This is a genomic window from Cryobacterium adonitolivorans, from assembly GCF_004402695.1.
GTDB lineage: Bacteria > Actinomycetota > Actinomycetes > Actinomycetales > Microbacteriaceae > Cryobacterium > Cryobacterium adonitolivorans.
This window is the reverse complement of the sequence record NZ_SOFL01000045.1, coordinates 127,064-141,984: the sequence shown is the minus strand read 5'-3', so window position 1 is coordinate 141,984 and position 14,921 is coordinate 127,064. Positions and strand designations below refer to the sequence as shown.

The window sequence follows — 14,921 nt, the reverse complement described above, 5'->3', positions numbered from 1 at the left end:
AAATTGTCCGAGGCGGTCGATCGACCGGCTCCCAGTGACCACCGTGTCACGATGAAAGGTTGTTGTGGTGTCGTTTCCCTTGAGCATTCCGAGCCCTGAGTGGAGCTTCTTCGACCTGGGGCCGTTCCGCATCCACGCGTACGCGATCTGCATCCTGATCGGTATCTTCCTGGCCACCGCCGTCACCTCGCGGCGGCTGACGAAGCGCGGCGGCGAGCCGGGCGTGGTGCTGGACATCATCCTCTGGGCCGTGCCGCTGGGCATCGTCGGAGCCCGGATCTTCCACGTGCTCACCCACCCCAACGACTACTTCTACGACGGAGCGAACCTCTGGGACGTCTTCGCGGTCTGGAAGGGCGGCATCGCCATCTTCGGCGCCCTGCTCGGCGGCGCCGTCGGCGCGTACATCGGCACCCGGCGCGCCGGCATCCGCTTCTGGTCGTTCGCCGACGCCCTGGCACCGGGAATGCTGCTCGCCCAGGCCATGGGGCGTCTCGGCAACTGGTTCAACCACGAACTGTTCGGCCTGCCCACGACGCTGCCGTGGGGCTTGGAGATCTCGCCCGACAACGCCGCGTACCCCGTCGGCCTGCCCGTCGGCACCCTCTTCCACCCCACCTTCCTGTACGAGATCGTCTGGAACCTGGTCGGCGTCGCCGTCATCCTGATCCTCGAACGCACGTTCCGGCTGCGCTGGGGCACCGCGTTCGGCGTGTACCTGATCTGGTACGGCGCGGGTCGCAGCGTGTTCGAATCGATCCGCGTCGACCCGAGCGAGATCTTCTTCGGTCTGCGCACCAATGTCTGGGCCGCGCTGTTCGCCGTCGCGATCGGGCTGGTCATCATCCTCGTGCAGAGCCGACGCCACACCGGGATCGAACTGAGCCCGTACCTGCCCGGACGCGAGTGGAAGCCGGCCGACCCTGAGGTAGAATTTGGTGAAACCGATTCCGTTTTCGAGGATCACGGCAATGAGGCTGATGAACCCGTTGAATCACGCGACGTCGACGCCACAAGCACCACCGACTCCCGCCCCTAACCGCGGTCATCCCACCCGGTCCACGGTTTCCGCCCTCCATTTCGGGCGGAGTGGCTTCTCTTCTTCCCGCGGGCCAACGTCGTCCCCACCTGCCAGTCATTCTGTGAGGACGGTCTTATGACGCAGCAACCCCTCTTCTCCCGGTTCAGTACTGTGCCCCCAGCCCAGGGGCTCTACAACCCGCACGACGAACGCGACGCCTGTGGTCTCGCCATGGTCGCCACCCTGCGGGGGACGGCCGGACACGACATCATCACGCGGGCGCTCGACGCGCTGCGCAACCTCGAGCACCGCGGTGCCGTCGGCTCCGACGCCGGAACGGGCGACGGAGCCGGGATCGTCACCCAGATCCCCGACGACTTCTTCCGCGCCGTCTCCACGTTCGCCCTGCCCGACGCCGGCCGGTACGCCGTCGGCAACGTGTTCCTGCCCACCGAGCCCACCGCCCGCAGCACGGTCAAGAGTGCCATTGAGGCCATCGCCAGGGAAGAGAACCTCAGCGTTCTCGGCTGGCGCGAGGTTCCGGTGCGCCCCGACGAGGTCGGCAACCTGGCACGCGCCGCGATGCCCGCCATCCAGCAGCTGTACGTGTCCAGCATCCGCACCGCCGATGACGGCCTACCCGTGGCCGGCATCGACCTGGACCGCCAGGCCGTGCGGTTGCGCAAGCGCGCCGAACGCGAGGTGGAGACCTACTTCGCGTCGTTGTCCTGCCGCACCATCGTGTACAAGGGCATGGTCACGACCCTCCAGCTGGAGCCGTTCTACCCCGACCTGTCCGACGAACGCTTCACCTCGAAGCTGGCGCTGGTGCACTCGCGGTATTCCACCAACACCTTCCCGTCCTGGCCGCTCGCCCAGCCGTTCCGGATGATCGCGCACAACGGCGAGATCAACACCGTCCAGGGCAACCGCAACTGGATGCGCGCCCGCCAGTCGCAGCTCGAATCCGAGCTGCTCGGCGACCTTAACCCGCTGTTCCCGATCGTCACTCCCGGCGCCAGCGACTCGGCGTCATTCGATGAGGTCGTCGAACTGCTGAGCCTGTCGGGCCGGTCCCTGCCCCACGCCGTCATGATGATGGTGCCGGAAGCGTGGGAGAACCAGCCAGACCTTGACCGTGACCGTCGCGCGTTCTACGAGTACCACTCGATGCTGATGGAGCCGTGGGACGGCCCCGCCGCCATCGTCTTCACCGACGGCACCCTCGTCGGCGCCACCCTGGACCGCAACGGCCTGCGTCCCGGTCGCTACGTGATCACCGACGACGGACTCGTCGTGCTCGCCAGCGAAATCGGCGTCATCGACGTCGACCCCGCCCGTGTTGTGCGCAAGGGCCGCCTGCAGCCAGGCAAGATGTTCCTCGTCGACACCGAGGCCGGCCGCATCATCGAAGACGAGGAGATCAAGGGCGACCTCGCTGCCAGCGAGCCCTGGGGCTCCTGGCTCGACGCCGGCCGGATCAACCTCAAGGACCTGCCGGAGCGGGAGCACATCGTGCACCCGCCGGCATCCGTGGTACGCCGCCAGCGCACCTTCGGGTACACCGAAGAAGAGGTGCGCATCCTGCTCGCCCCGATGGCCCGCAACGGCTCAGAACCGCTCGGCGCTATGGGCAGCGACACCCCCATCGCGGTGCTCAGCGAACGCCCGCGTCTGCTCTTCGACTACTTCACCCAGCAGTTCGCCCAGGTGACGAACCCGCCGCTGGACTCGATCAGGGAAGAGGTCGTCACCAGCCTCAAGCTCGGCCTCGGCCCAGAACTCAACCTGCTTGCCGCCGGGCCGGAGCACGCCCGCCAGGTCGTGCTCGACTTCCCGGTGATCGACAACGACGAGCTGGCCAAAATCCAGCACATCGACACGTCGCCGGGCAGCCGCACCACCACCACCATCCGCGGTCTCTACAGGTTCGACGACGGCCCCAGCGCGCTCTCCAACCGGGTCGAGGAAATGTGCCATGAGGTCGACGCGGCCATCGAGGACGGCGCGCTCTTCATCGTGCTCTCCGACCGGGACAGCACCAAGGACCTGGCGCCCATCCCGTCGCTGCTGATGATCGCGGCCGTGCACCACCACCTCATCCGCACCGAGAACCGCCTCAAGGTCGGCATCGTCGTGGAGGCCGGGGACGTGCGCGAGGTGCACCACGTGGCACTCCTCATCGGATACGGCGCCAGCGCCGTCAACCCGTACCTGGCCATGGAGACCTGCGAGGACCTCGTGCGCAGCGGCTTCATCACCACCGTCACGCCGGAGAAGGCCGTGAAGAACGTGATCAAGGCGCTCGGCAAGGGCGTGCTCAAGATCATGTCGAAGATGGGCATCTCCACTGTGTCCTCCTACGCCGGCGCGCAGACGTTCGAGGCCGTCGGGCTCAGCAAGGCGTTCATCGACCAGTACTTCACCGGAACCACGAGCAAGCTCGGCGGCGTCGGGATCGACGTGATCGCAGCCGAGAACCTCGAACGCCACGCCGGGGCCTACCCCTCGGATGCCGCGGTCACCGTGCACGAACGTCTTGCCACCGGCGGCGAATACCAGTGGCGCCGGGGCGGCTCCCCGCACCTGTTCAACCCGGAGACCATCTTCAGGCTGCAGCACTCCACCCGCACCCGCCGCTACGACATCTTCAAGGAATACACCAAGCTCGTCGACGACCAGTCGGAGAGCCTGATGACGCTGCGCGGCATGTTCGCGTTCAACATCGGGCAGCGGAAGCCGATTCCGATCGATGAGGTCGAATCGGTCGCGTCGATCGTGAAGAAGTTCTCCACCGGCGCGATGAGCTACGGCTCCATCTCGCAGGAGGCTCACGAGACCCTCGCGATCGCCATGAACCGGCTGGGCGGCAAGTCCAACACCGGTGAGGGCGGCGAAGACCTCGACCGCCTGCTCGACCCGAGACGGCGGAGCGCCGTCAAGCAGGTCGCGTCAGGCCGGTTCGGCGTCACGAGCATGTACCTCACGCACGCCGACGACATCCAGATCAAACTCGCCCAGGGCGCCAAGCCGGGGGAGGGCGGCCAGCTGCCGCCCACCAAGGTCTACCCGTGGGTGGCCCGCACCCGGCACGCCACCGCAGGCGTCGGCCTGATCTCGCCGCCCCCGCACCACGACATCTACTCGATCGAAGACCTCAAGCAGCTGATCTTCGACCTCAAACGGGCCAACCCGACCGCGCGCATCCACACCAAACTGGTCAGCCAGTCCGGTATCGGTGCCGTCGCTGCCGGTGTCGCCAAGGCACTCTCCGACGTGATCCTGGTCTCTGGACACGACGGCGGCACCGGCGCGAGCCCGCTCAACTCGCTCAAGCACGCCGGCACACCCTGGGAACTCGGCCTGGCCGAAACCCAACAGACCCTGATGCTCAACGGGATGCGCGACCGGGTCGTGCTGCAGGTCGACGGCCAGCTCAAGACCGGCCGGGACGTCGTCATCGGCGCCCTGCTCGGTGCGGAAGAATTCGGTTTCGCCACCGCTCCGCTCATCGTCGAGGGCTGCATCATGATGCGGGTCTGCCACCTGGACACCTGCCCCGTCGGCGTCGCGACCCAGAATCCCGAGCTGCGGAAGCGTTTCAGCGGCAAGGCCGACTACGTGGTGAACTTCTTCGAGTTCATCGCCCAGGAGGTGCGCGAGTACCTCGCTGAGCTCGGCTTCCGGAGCCTCGACGAGGTCACCGGCCGCAAGGAGCTGTTGAACGTCAACGGCGCCCTCAACCACTGGAAGGCGTCCGGGCTCAACCTGGCGCCGATCCTGGTCGGCCCCGACTTCTCCGCCGGCGAGCCCCGGCGCTCCAGCCGGGAGCAGGAGCACGAACTCGACGAGCACTTCGACGTCGAGCTCATCAGGCAGAGTGCCAACGTGCTCGAGCACGGCGGCCAGGTCACGATCGCGCTCCCGATCCGTAACACCGAACGCGCCGTCGGCACCATGCTCGGCCACCAGGTGACCCTGCGGCACGGAGAGAACGGCCTGCCGGCCGGCTCCATCGACGTCACCCTGACCGGGTCGGCGGGGCAGTCCCTCGGCGCGTTCCTGCCCAGCGGCATCACCCTGCGCCTCGAGGGCGACTCCAACGACTACGTCGGCAAGGGCCTTTCCGGCGGGCAGATCATCGTGCGCCCCGACCGGGGCAGCGTCTTCGCCGCTGAGGAGAACGTGATCGCCGGAAACGTGATCGGCTACGGCGCCACGCTGGGCAGCATGTTCATCCGCGGCATCGTCGGTGAACGCTTCCTGGTGCGTAACTCCGGTGCGACCGCCGTGGTTGAGGGGGTGGGCGACCACGCCCTCGAGTACATGACCGGTGGACTCGCCGTGATCCTCGGTGAGACCGGCCGTAACCTCGGCGCTGGAATGTCCGGCGGAACCGCGTACGTCTACCGGCTGCGCCCAGAGCTCGTGAACCGTGACTCGCTGGACTCCGGCGAACTCACGTTGCTGCCACTCGGCAGCGCCGACATCGAAATCGTCGGAGACCTGCTGGAACAGCACCTGGAACAGACCGATTCTGTTCTGGCCGCGCGGCTCCTCGCCGACCGCGACACGACAATGAAGAATTTCGTCAAGGTGCTGCCGCGTGACTACGCGGCCGTCCTGGCGACCAGGCAGAGCGCCGTGGCCGAGGGGCTCGACCCCGACGGCGACGTGGTCTGGAACCGCATCTTGGAGGTAACCAATGGCTGACCCGAAGGGATTCCTGAAGACCACGGATCGGGAACTCCCCGCCCGTCGTCCGGTGTCCATCCGCTTGATGGACTGGAAAGAGGTCTATGAAGCCGGCGACTCCGCCGTGCTCAAGCGGCAGGCGGGCCGCTGCATGGACTGCGGCGTGCCGTTCTGCCACCAGGGCTGCCCGCTGGGCAACCTGATCCCGGAGTGGAACGACCTCACCTGGCGTGGCGAGGGCCGGCAGGCCATCGAACGGCTGCACGCGACGAACAACTTCCCCGAGTTCACCGGCCGGCTCTGCCCTGCCCCCTGCGAGTCTGCCTGCGTGCTCGGCATCAACCAGCCGGCGGTGACCATCAAGCAGGTCGAGGTCTCGATCGTCGACCAGGCCTTCGCCGAGGGCTGGGTCACCCCCCAGCCGCCCGGCCGGCTCACCGGCAAGACCATCGCCGTCGTCGGCTCAGGACCGGCCGGCCTCGCCGCCGCCCAGCAGCTGACCCGGGCCGGCCACACCGTCGCCGTGTTCGAACGCGACGACCGCATCGGCGGCCTGCTGCGCTACGGCATCCCGGACTTCAAGATGGAGAAGAAGCACCTCGACCTGCGTCTGTCCCAGATGACCGCCGAGGGCACCCGCTTCCGCGCGGGCGTCAACATCGGGGTGGACATCACCTGGACCGACCTGCGGGCCCGATACGACGCCGTCGTCATCGCCACCGGTGCCATGGTGCCCCGCGACCTGCCGATTCCGGGACGCGACTTGCCCGGGGTGCATTTCGCCATGGAATACCTCGTGCAGCAGAACAAGGTGGGTGCCGGCGACACCGTCGACAACCAGATCCTCGCCGAAGGCAAGCACGTCGTCGTTCTCGGCGGCGGCGACACCGGTGCGGACTGCATCGGCACCGCGAACCGTCAACTCGCCGCCTCGGTGACCAACCTCGCCATCGGCAAGCAGCCCGGCGACAGCCGCCCTGAGCACCAGCCCTGGCCGATGTCGCCGACACTGTTCGAGGTTTCCAGCGCTCACGAAGAGGGCGGCACCCGGGAGTACCTCGCGTCCACCATCGAGTTCCTGGCCAACGACGCCGGCGAGGTGCGCGCCATCCGTGTCGCCGAAACCGAATATCTCGACGGCCGACGGGTGCCCAAAGCGGGTACCGAACGCGAGATTCCCGCTGATCTGGTGTTGCTGGCACTGGGATTCACCGGTCCCGACAGCACGGAGCTGACCCATGAGCTGCATGTGCCGCTCGACGACCGGAGTAATGTCGTCCGTGATAGTGATTACCAGACCAGCCACGAGGGTGTATTCGTTGCCGGAGATGCAGGCCGAGGTCAGTCGCTCATCGTATGGGCTATCGCCGAAGGACGCGCTGCCGCGGCAGCCGTCGATCGGTATCTCGAAGGCGAGACTCAACTGCCCGCCCCGGTGAAGCCGACGGATCATTCGTTTGCCATCTGAGCGAACGAACTGATTTCGCCGCCCATTCTCTCCACCCAACTGAACGCACCAATGCGCCACACCGGCGCGGAAACCGGAGATCCACCAGTATGAGACGCGCGAAAATCGTCGCCACCCTCGGGCCGGCAGCATCCAGCTACGAACAGATCCGCGCCATTATCGACGCCGGCGTAGACGTCTGCCGCATGAACCTGAGCCACGGTGACTACACCGTGCACGAGGGCGTATACGCCAACATCCGGAAGGCAGCCAACGACTCCGGCCGTGCCGTCGCCGTGATGGTCGACCTGCAGGGCCCGAAGATCCGTCTCGGCAAGTTCGAGGGCGGCCCGTACGACCTCGCCGTCGGCGACATCTTCAAGATCACGACCGAGGACATCCTCGGCACCAAGGAACTGTCCGGCACCACCTACAAGGGCCTGCCGAACGACGTCAAGCAGGGGGACTTCCTCCTGATCGACGATGGCAAGGTCAAGGTCGAGGTCGTCGAGTCCGACGGCACCGTCGTGACCACGAAGGTCATCGTCGCCGGCCCGGTGTCGAACAACAAGGGCATCAACCTGCCCGGCGTTGCCGTCAACGTGCCTGCCCTGTCCGTCAAGGACGAGGCCGACCTGCGTTGGGGCCTGCGCCTGGGCACCGACCTCATCGCGCTCTCCTTCGTGCGTAATGCGGCCGACATCGACCGGGTGCACGAGATCATGGCCGAAGAGGGCCGCAAGGTTCCCGTCATCGCCAAGATCGAGAAGCCGCAGGCCGTCGAGGCCCTCGAGGGCATCGTCGACGCGTTCGACGCGATCATGGTCGCCCGTGGCGACCTGGGCGTCGAGCTTCCCCTCGAAGCCGTGCCGATCGTGCAGAAGCACGCCGTCGAACTGGCCCGCCGCATGGCGAAGCCGGTCATCGTCGCGACGCAGATGCTCGAATCGATGATCCACAGCCCCGTTCCCACGCGCGCTGAGACGTCCGACGTCGCCAACGCCGTGCTCGACGGTGCTGACGCGGTCATGCTCAGCGGCGAGACCAGCGTCGGTGAGTACCCGGTGGTCACCGTTCAGACGATGGCCCGCATCGTCGCCTCCACCGAGGAGCACGGCCTGGAGCGGATCGCACCGCTCACCAACAAGCCGCGCACCCAGGGCGGCGCCATCACACTGGCCGCCATCGAGGTCGCCGAATTCGTCGAGGCCAAGTACCTCTGCATCTTCACCGAATCCGGAGACTCCGCGCGTCGCATGTCGCGCCTGCGTTCCTCGATCCCGATGCTCGCCTTCACCCCCGAGGCGAGCATCCGTCGTCGCCTCGCGCTGACCTGGGGCGTGCAGACGTACCTGGTCGACCGGGTGACCCACACCGACTCGATGTTCGGTCAGGTCGACGACATCCTGCTCGGCCAGGGCCTGGCAGAGATCGGCGACAAGGTCGTGGTGATCTCCGGATCCCCTCCCGGAATCGCGGGTTCGACGAACGACATCCGGGTTCACCGCATCGGTGACGCCCACAACGGTGTCGCTCCGGCGTACGCCCAGCAGTAAGCAACAGACAGGCGACACGTCTCGTGCCGTCAGGCAGCCCCGCGGAGAAATCCGCGGGGCTGTTGTCGTCCCCGCGACCAGAGCGCGCTGAGCGGCCGTGCACGGCCGATGGGCGCCTGTGCGCCCGCGCCGCGGCCACCCCACCGGATGACGCGAACGATCGCTGACAAGGGCGTGCGCGGGCGCCGTGCGCCCGGCTGCCGGGAAGGCAGAGGCCAGAAACACCGCATGCCCGCCGCCGGTGGAACCGGGCAACGGGCATGCGGTGAGGTGGTACCGGTGGTGGGACTCGAACCCACACGTCCTTGCGAACAAAGCATTTTGAGTGCTCCGCGTCTGCCATTCCGCCACACCGGCTCACATCACCTGCTCCAGAATACCGTAGGCTTTTGGCTGTGACCGACCAAGAGACTACTCCAGTACCCCCCCGCCGCGTCGTCGTAGCGGAGGATGAATCCCTCATCAGGCTCGACATCGTCGAGATCCTCCGAGACAACGGATTCGAGGTGGTGGGCGAAGCTGGTGACGGCGAGACCGCCGTGGCCCTGGCCACCGAGCTCCGCCCCGACCTGGTGATCATGGACGTCAAGATGCCCCACCTCGACGGGATCTCAGCCGCGGAACGCATCACGAAGGCGCACATCGCCCCCGTCGTGCTGCTCACGGCGTTCAGCCAGAAGGAACTGGTCGAGCGCGCGAGCGAGGCCGGCGCGCTGGCGTATGTCGTGAAGCCGTTCACGCCGAACGACCTGCTGCCCGCGATCGAGATCGCCCTTTCGCGTTACAGCCAGATCATCACGCTCGAGGCCGAGGTCGCTGATCTGGTCGAACGCTTCGAGACCCGCAAGCTCGTCGACCGGGCCAAGGGCCTCCTCAACGAGAAGATGGGCCTGACCGAGCCCGAGGCCTTCCGCTGGATCCAGAAGGCGTCCATGGACCGCCGCCTGACCATGCACGATGTCGCCCAGGCGATCATCGAACAGCTCTCTGCCAAGAAATAGCGCTGCTAAGAAATAGCGCTGCCACCACCGTCACGAAAAAAGCGGGTCCCTCCGGTGAGGGACCCGCTTTTTCGCGCTCAGACCTGGCGGATCAGCTCGCTGCCGGCTGGTCGAGGATCAGGTTGGTGATGCGGATCGTCGAGCAGCGCCGTCCCCCGTCGTCGGTGACCACGATCTCGTGGGTGGTGAGCGTGCGGCCCAGGTGGATCGGGGTGCACACGGCCGTGACGTAGCCGGAAGTGGCCGAGCCGGTGTGGCTGGCGTTGATCTCGATGCCCACGGCGAGCTTGCCCGGACCGGCGTGCAGGTTGGCCGACATCGATCCGAGCGACTCACCCATCACCACGTAGGCGCCGCCGTGCAGCAGCATCGCCGGCTGGGTGTTGCCCTCGACGGGCATCCGCGCCACCGCCCTCTCGAGCGAGAACTCGGTGAACTCGATGCCCATCTTGTCGGCCAGGTCGCCGGCGCCGCGCGCCTTCGTCCAGGCGAGGAAGTCGGTGGTCTCGGGCGTTGTGCTCTCGGGCATGTCGTTCTCGGTCATGGTCACCCTCGTGGCTCGGCTCAGCCCCACCAGAGGCGGCTTGTAGGCTGGGACTGTGTCGGAATCAAAAAAGCCTACCCTGATGATCATCGATGGCCACTCGCTGGCCTACCGGGCCTTTCACGCCCTGCCCATCGACAGTTTCCAAACCAGGGACGGGCAGCACACCAACGCCATCCACGGGTTCCTGTCAATGCTGCTGAGCCTGATCCGCAACGAGAATCCGAGCCACATCGCCGTGGCGTTCGACATCTCCCGGTACTCATTCCGCACCAGGGACTACCCGGAGTACAAGGGCACCAGGGCCGTCACGCCGTCGGAGTTCAAGGGCCAGGTGCCGCTCCTGCAGGAGGCCCTCAAGGCCATGAACATCACCACCCTCACCAAGGACGACTACGAGGCAGACGACATCCTCGCGACCCTGTCGGTGCGCGGCACCGCCGAGGGCTATGACGTGTACGTGGTGTCCGGCGACCGGGACACCATCCAGCTGGTCAACGAGACCGTCACCCTGCTCTACCCGGCCAGTCAGGGCGTGTCCGCGCTCACCCGGTACGACCCGGCCAAGGTGCGCGAGAAGTACGGCATCGCCCCCGAGCAGTACCCGGACATCGCCGCCCTGGTCGGCGAGACCAGTGACAACCTGATCGGTATCAGCAAGGTGGGCGAGAAGACCGCCGTGAAGTGGCTGGAGAGGTTCGGCAGCCTGGACGCGATCCTCGAACACGCCGACGAGATCACCGGGGTCGTGGGTGCCAACCTCCGCGAGCAGAAGGACAACGCGATCCGCAATCGCCGGCTCAACCGGCTGGTCACCGACCTGGAGCTGCCCGTCGAACTCGGCGACCTGGTGCGCGGCCCCATCGATGAGGACGCCGTGCGCGACGTCTTCGGGCGCCTGGAATTCCGCACCCTGCTCGACCGGGTCATCAAGCTCGAAGGAAACGGCGACGGGAACGGGATCGGCACCGGCCCCGCCAGCGCGGTCGTCCCGGTCCCGGAGGCCCAGGTGGCGGCGAAGGCGCCGGTGCAACGAGAGCTGCTCGACGAGGAACTGGCCACCTGGCTGGACCGGATGACCGCGGCCGGAACGGCCATCTCCGTGACCGTCGAGGTGCTGGACGGCCTGCCCATCGGCTTCGGTCTCGCCACCGTCACCGAGACCGCGACCGTGGCCTGGCAGCCCCAGCGTGCCGACTACCTGCCGCTCGAAGAGTGGCTGGCCGGGCCCGGCCCCAAGGTCATGCACGACGCCAAGCCGCAGGTGAAGGCCCTCACCCGGGCCGGCCTGGTCCTGTCCGGACTGGCCATCGACACCCTGGTGGCCGGCTGGCTCCTGCGCCCGGGCGGCCCGGACAAGACCCTGGCCGACCTCGTCACGCGCTACCTCGACGAGACGCTGCCCGTCGTCGACCCCAACCAGCTGGTGCCCGATGAGAGCGTCGCCGGCGGGGTCGCCGTGGACTCCTGGTACACGGTGCGCCTCGCCGCCACCCTGGCCGGGCTGCTCGACGAGGGCTCCCTGACCGTGCTGACCGACATCGAGATGCCCACCCTGATGACGCTGGCCGGCATGGAACTGGCCGGTGTGGCCGTCAACCACACCGAACTCGCGGCGCTGTCGGTGCAGCTGGGCGACACCGCGGCGGAGCTCGCGGCCGGCGCTTATGCCCAGATCGGCCGCGAGGTCAACCTCGGCTCGCCCAAGCAACTGCAGGAGGTGCTCTTCGACCAGCTGGGCATGCCGCGCACCCGGGCCAACAAGACCGGTTTCACCACGGATGCCGGTGCACTCGCCGACCTGCAGGCCAGCAACCCGCACCCGTTCCTCGACCTGCTCCTGAAGCACCGGGACGCCACGAAGCTGCGTCAGATCGTGGAAACACTGGACAGGGCCATCGACGACACCGGCCGCATCCACACCACCTATGTGCAGATCGGCACCGCCACCGGCCGGATCTCCTCCACGGACCCGAACCTGCAGAACATTCCCGTCCGCACCGAGGAGGGCCGCCGCATCCGGGCCGCGTTCCACGCCGGGTCCGGCTCCGAGAGCCTCCTCACTGCCGACTACTCGCAGATCGAGATGCGCATCATGGCGCACCTCTCCGAGGACGCCGGCCTCATCGAAGCGTTCAACGCCGGCGAAGACCTGCACCGATTCGTCGGCGCGAGGGTCTTCGGCGTGGCTCCGGAAGAGGTGACAGGGGAGATGCGCAACAAGGTCAAGGCCATGTCGTACGGCCTCGCCTACGGGCTCAGCGCCTTCGGCCTGTCCAAGCAGCTGCGCATCGAATCGCGCGAGGCCAAGCAGCTCATCGCCGACTACTTCGCGAGGTTCGGCGCCGTGCGCGACTACCTGCGCCGGGTTGTCGAGCAGGCCAAGGTCGACGGGTACACCACGACGATCTTCGGCCGGCGCCGGCCGTTCCCCGAACTGAACAGCCCCAACCGGGTGCTGCGCGACAACGCCGAACGGGCGGCGCTGAACGCACCCATTCAGGGTTCGGCCGCCGACCTGATGAAGATCGCGATGAACAACATCGCCGACGACCTGCGCGAGCAGGACCTGCGGAGCCGCATGATGCTGCAGGTGCACGACGAACTGATCTTCGAGGTGGCACCGGGGGAGTGGGACGCCCTGCAGCACGTGGTCACCCAGCGGATGGAGTCCGCCGCCGATCTGCTCGTGCCCCTGGACGTGCAGGTGGGCAGAGGGGCCAACTGGGACGCCGCCGCGCACTGACGAGGCCATGTCCTAGGCTCGGAGGATGACTCTGAACGAAGGCCGGACGCCCACCCCCATCGACCAGATCGCCGAAGAATGGGTCGACACCCTGGTGTCGCTCGATCCCACGGTGGGCACCTACATCGGTCGGTCCGCCGACGGTTCCGGCCTCGCTGACTACTCGCCGGACGGGCACGCGGCGTACGTGCAGGCCGCGGCCGGCACCATCCGGCGCCTGGACGACACCGCCCCGGTCGACGACGTGGACCGGGTCACCCGCACGGATCTGCGCAGCACCCTCGCGCTGGACCTGGAGAGCTCCGAGGCCCGGCTGCAGTTGCGCGACCTCAACGTCATCGCCTCACCCGCGCAGGGCATCCGTGAGGTCTTCGATCTCATGCCCACCGGCACGGTCGACGACTGGCGCAACATCTCCGCACGCCTGGACGCCGTGCCGGCGGCCATCACCGGCTACATCGAGACCCTGCGGCTGGGCATCGAGCAGGGCATCACGCCGGCCCTCCGGCAGGTGCGAGAGGTGCTCGGCCAGGCCAGGCGCAACGCCGCCAACGACGGGTTCTTCAACCACTTCGTCGCCGAGGCCGGCCTGGAACAGGGTTCACTGCCGGCCTCCCTGGCCACCGACCTCGGCACCGGGGCCGGTGCGGCGGCCTCCGCCTACGAACGGCTGGCAACGTTCCTCGCCGACGAGCTCGCACCGCGGGCCACCGAGCAGGATGCCGTCGGGCGCGAGCACTACGCGCTGAGCTCCCGGAGCTTCCTGGGCGCCACCATCGACCTCGACGAGACCTACGAGTGGGGCATCCAGGAACTCGCCCGCATGACCGAGGAACAGGAGAGCGTGGCCAGGCAGATCAAGCCCGGCGCCACCGTCCTCGAATCGATCGCGTACCTGGACACCGACCCGGCCCGGAAGCTGCACGGCACCGACGCCCTGCAACGCTGGATGCAGGAAACCAGCGACAGGGCGATCGCCGAACTCGGCGAAACCCAGTTCGACATCCCCGAGGAGATACGCCGCCTGGAGTGCATGATCGCGCCCACCCAGGAGGGCGGGATCTACTACACAGGGCCCACCGACGACTTCTCCCGCCCCGGCCGGATGTGGTGGTCGGTGCCCGTCGGCGTCACCGAATTCGACACCTGGCGCGAGCTCACCACGGTGTACCACGAAGGGATCCCCGGACACCACCTGCAGATCGGCCAGGCGGTGTACAACCGGGCGACCCTGAACACCTGGCGTCGCCAGCTGGCCGGCACCTCCGGGCACGCCGAGGGCTGGGCGCTGTACGCCGAGCGGCTGATGGAACAGCTGGGCTACCTCGACGATCCGGCCGACCGGCTGGGCATGCTCGACGGGCAGCGGATGCGTGCCGCCCGCGTGGTGCTGGACATCGGCGTGCACCTGGGCAAGAAGGTGCCGGACGGGTCGCAGACCTGGACCGCGGACTACGCCTTCGACTTCCTGGCCAGGAACGTGAACATGAACGAGGGCTTCGTCACGTTCGAGGTGAACCGGTACCTGGGCTGGCCCGGTCAGGCACCGTCGTACAAGGTCGGCCAGCGCATCTGGGAACGGCTGCGCGACGACGCCCAGGCACGAGAGGGAACGGCCTTCAACATCAAGGAGTTCCACCGCCGCGCCCTGGACCTCGGCGGGGTCGGCCTAGACACCCTCGAATCGGCGCTGCAGAGTTAGCCCGGTGCCGAGGCTCTCGCCGTGCGAGGTCGCGGCGGCGACCTGACGGGACTGCATCCACGAGTCACCGGTACCCTGCCTTTCGTCGGCACCGTCTAGGAGTACTCGGGGTCGTTTCGATACCCGGTCGAACCAGTGTGAACTGCCTGTGCACCGTCGCCGGAAACGGGTTGCCGGGGCCCGCCCGAAACAGCTAAGCTTTACTGTCA

At 67.4% G+C, this 14,921-nt stretch carries 8 protein-coding genes and 1 tRNA gene; 7 read left to right on the top strand and 2 right to left on the bottom strand.

Annotated features, from left to right (window positions below):
- Nucleotides 1-64: 64 nt before the first annotated feature.
- The 4 genes from lgt to pyk all read left to right on the top strand — a co-directional run bounded on the left by lgt (nt 65) and on the right by pyk (nt 8,719).
- Nucleotides 65-1,039, top strand: coding sequence for a prolipoprotein diacylglyceryl transferase (lgt, locus tag E3O42_RS14370; RefSeq protein WP_420897883.1), 975 nt, complete (start codon nt 65-67; stop codon nt 1,037-1,039).
- A 117-nt stretch (nt 1,040-1,156) separates the two neighbouring features.
- Nucleotides 1,157-5,734: a glutamate synthase large subunit gene (gltB, locus tag E3O42_RS14365; protein ID WP_134454578.1), complete on the top strand. Its 4,578-nt coding sequence runs from the start codon at nt 1,157-1,159 to the stop codon at nt 5,732-5,734.
- Nucleotides 5,727-7,184: a glutamate synthase subunit beta gene (locus E3O42_RS14360; protein WP_134454577.1), complete on the top strand. Its 1,458-nt coding sequence runs from the start codon at nt 5,727-5,729 to the stop codon at nt 7,182-7,184. The genes gltB and E3O42_RS14360 overlap by 8 nt, the downstream gene beginning before the upstream one ends.
- An 89-nt stretch (nt 7,185-7,273) precedes the next feature.
- Entirely contained in the window at nt 7,274-8,719 is a 1,446-nt protein-coding gene (gene pyk / locus E3O42_RS14355) for a pyruvate kinase (RefSeq protein WP_134454576.1), read from the top strand.
- Nucleotides 8,720-8,990: 271 nt separating this feature from the next.
- Here the strand turns inward: pyk and E3O42_RS14350 are convergent.
- Nucleotides 8,991-9,076: transfer RNA gene (locus E3O42_RS14350), tRNA-Leu, on the bottom strand.
- Nucleotides 9,077-9,114: 38 nt separating this feature from the next.
- On the opposite strand from E3O42_RS14350, the gene E3O42_RS14345 reads away from it, so the two are divergent.
- On the top strand, nt 9,115-9,720 hold the full coding sequence (locus tag E3O42_RS14345) for an ANTAR domain-containing response regulator (protein ID WP_066595563.1): 606 nt from the start codon (nt 9,115-9,117) through the stop codon (nt 9,718-9,720).
- A gap of 91 nt (nt 9,721-9,811) precedes the next feature.
- Here E3O42_RS14345 and E3O42_RS14340 read toward each other — a convergent pair whose 3' ends face one another.
- Nucleotides 9,812-10,249, bottom strand: a complete 438-nt coding sequence (locus E3O42_RS14340) for a PaaI family thioesterase (protein ID WP_134454612.1) — start codon at nt 10,247-10,249, stop codon at nt 9,812-9,814.
- Between the two features lie 70 nt (nt 10,250-10,319).
- Between E3O42_RS14340 and polA the strand changes: the two genes are divergently transcribed.
- Both polA and E3O42_RS14330 read left to right on the top strand, forming a co-directional pair.
- Nucleotides 10,320-13,010 (top strand): DNA polymerase I, encoded by a 2,691-nt coding sequence (gene polA, locus E3O42_RS14335; RefSeq protein WP_134454575.1) that lies wholly within the window; start codon nt 10,320-10,322, stop codon nt 13,008-13,010.
- A gap of 25 nt (nt 13,011-13,035) precedes the next feature.
- Nucleotides 13,036-14,712: a DUF885 domain-containing protein gene (locus E3O42_RS14330; protein WP_134454574.1), complete on the top strand. Its 1,677-nt coding sequence runs from the start codon at nt 13,036-13,038 to the stop codon at nt 14,710-14,712.
- Nucleotides 14,713-14,921: the final 209 nt, after the last annotated feature.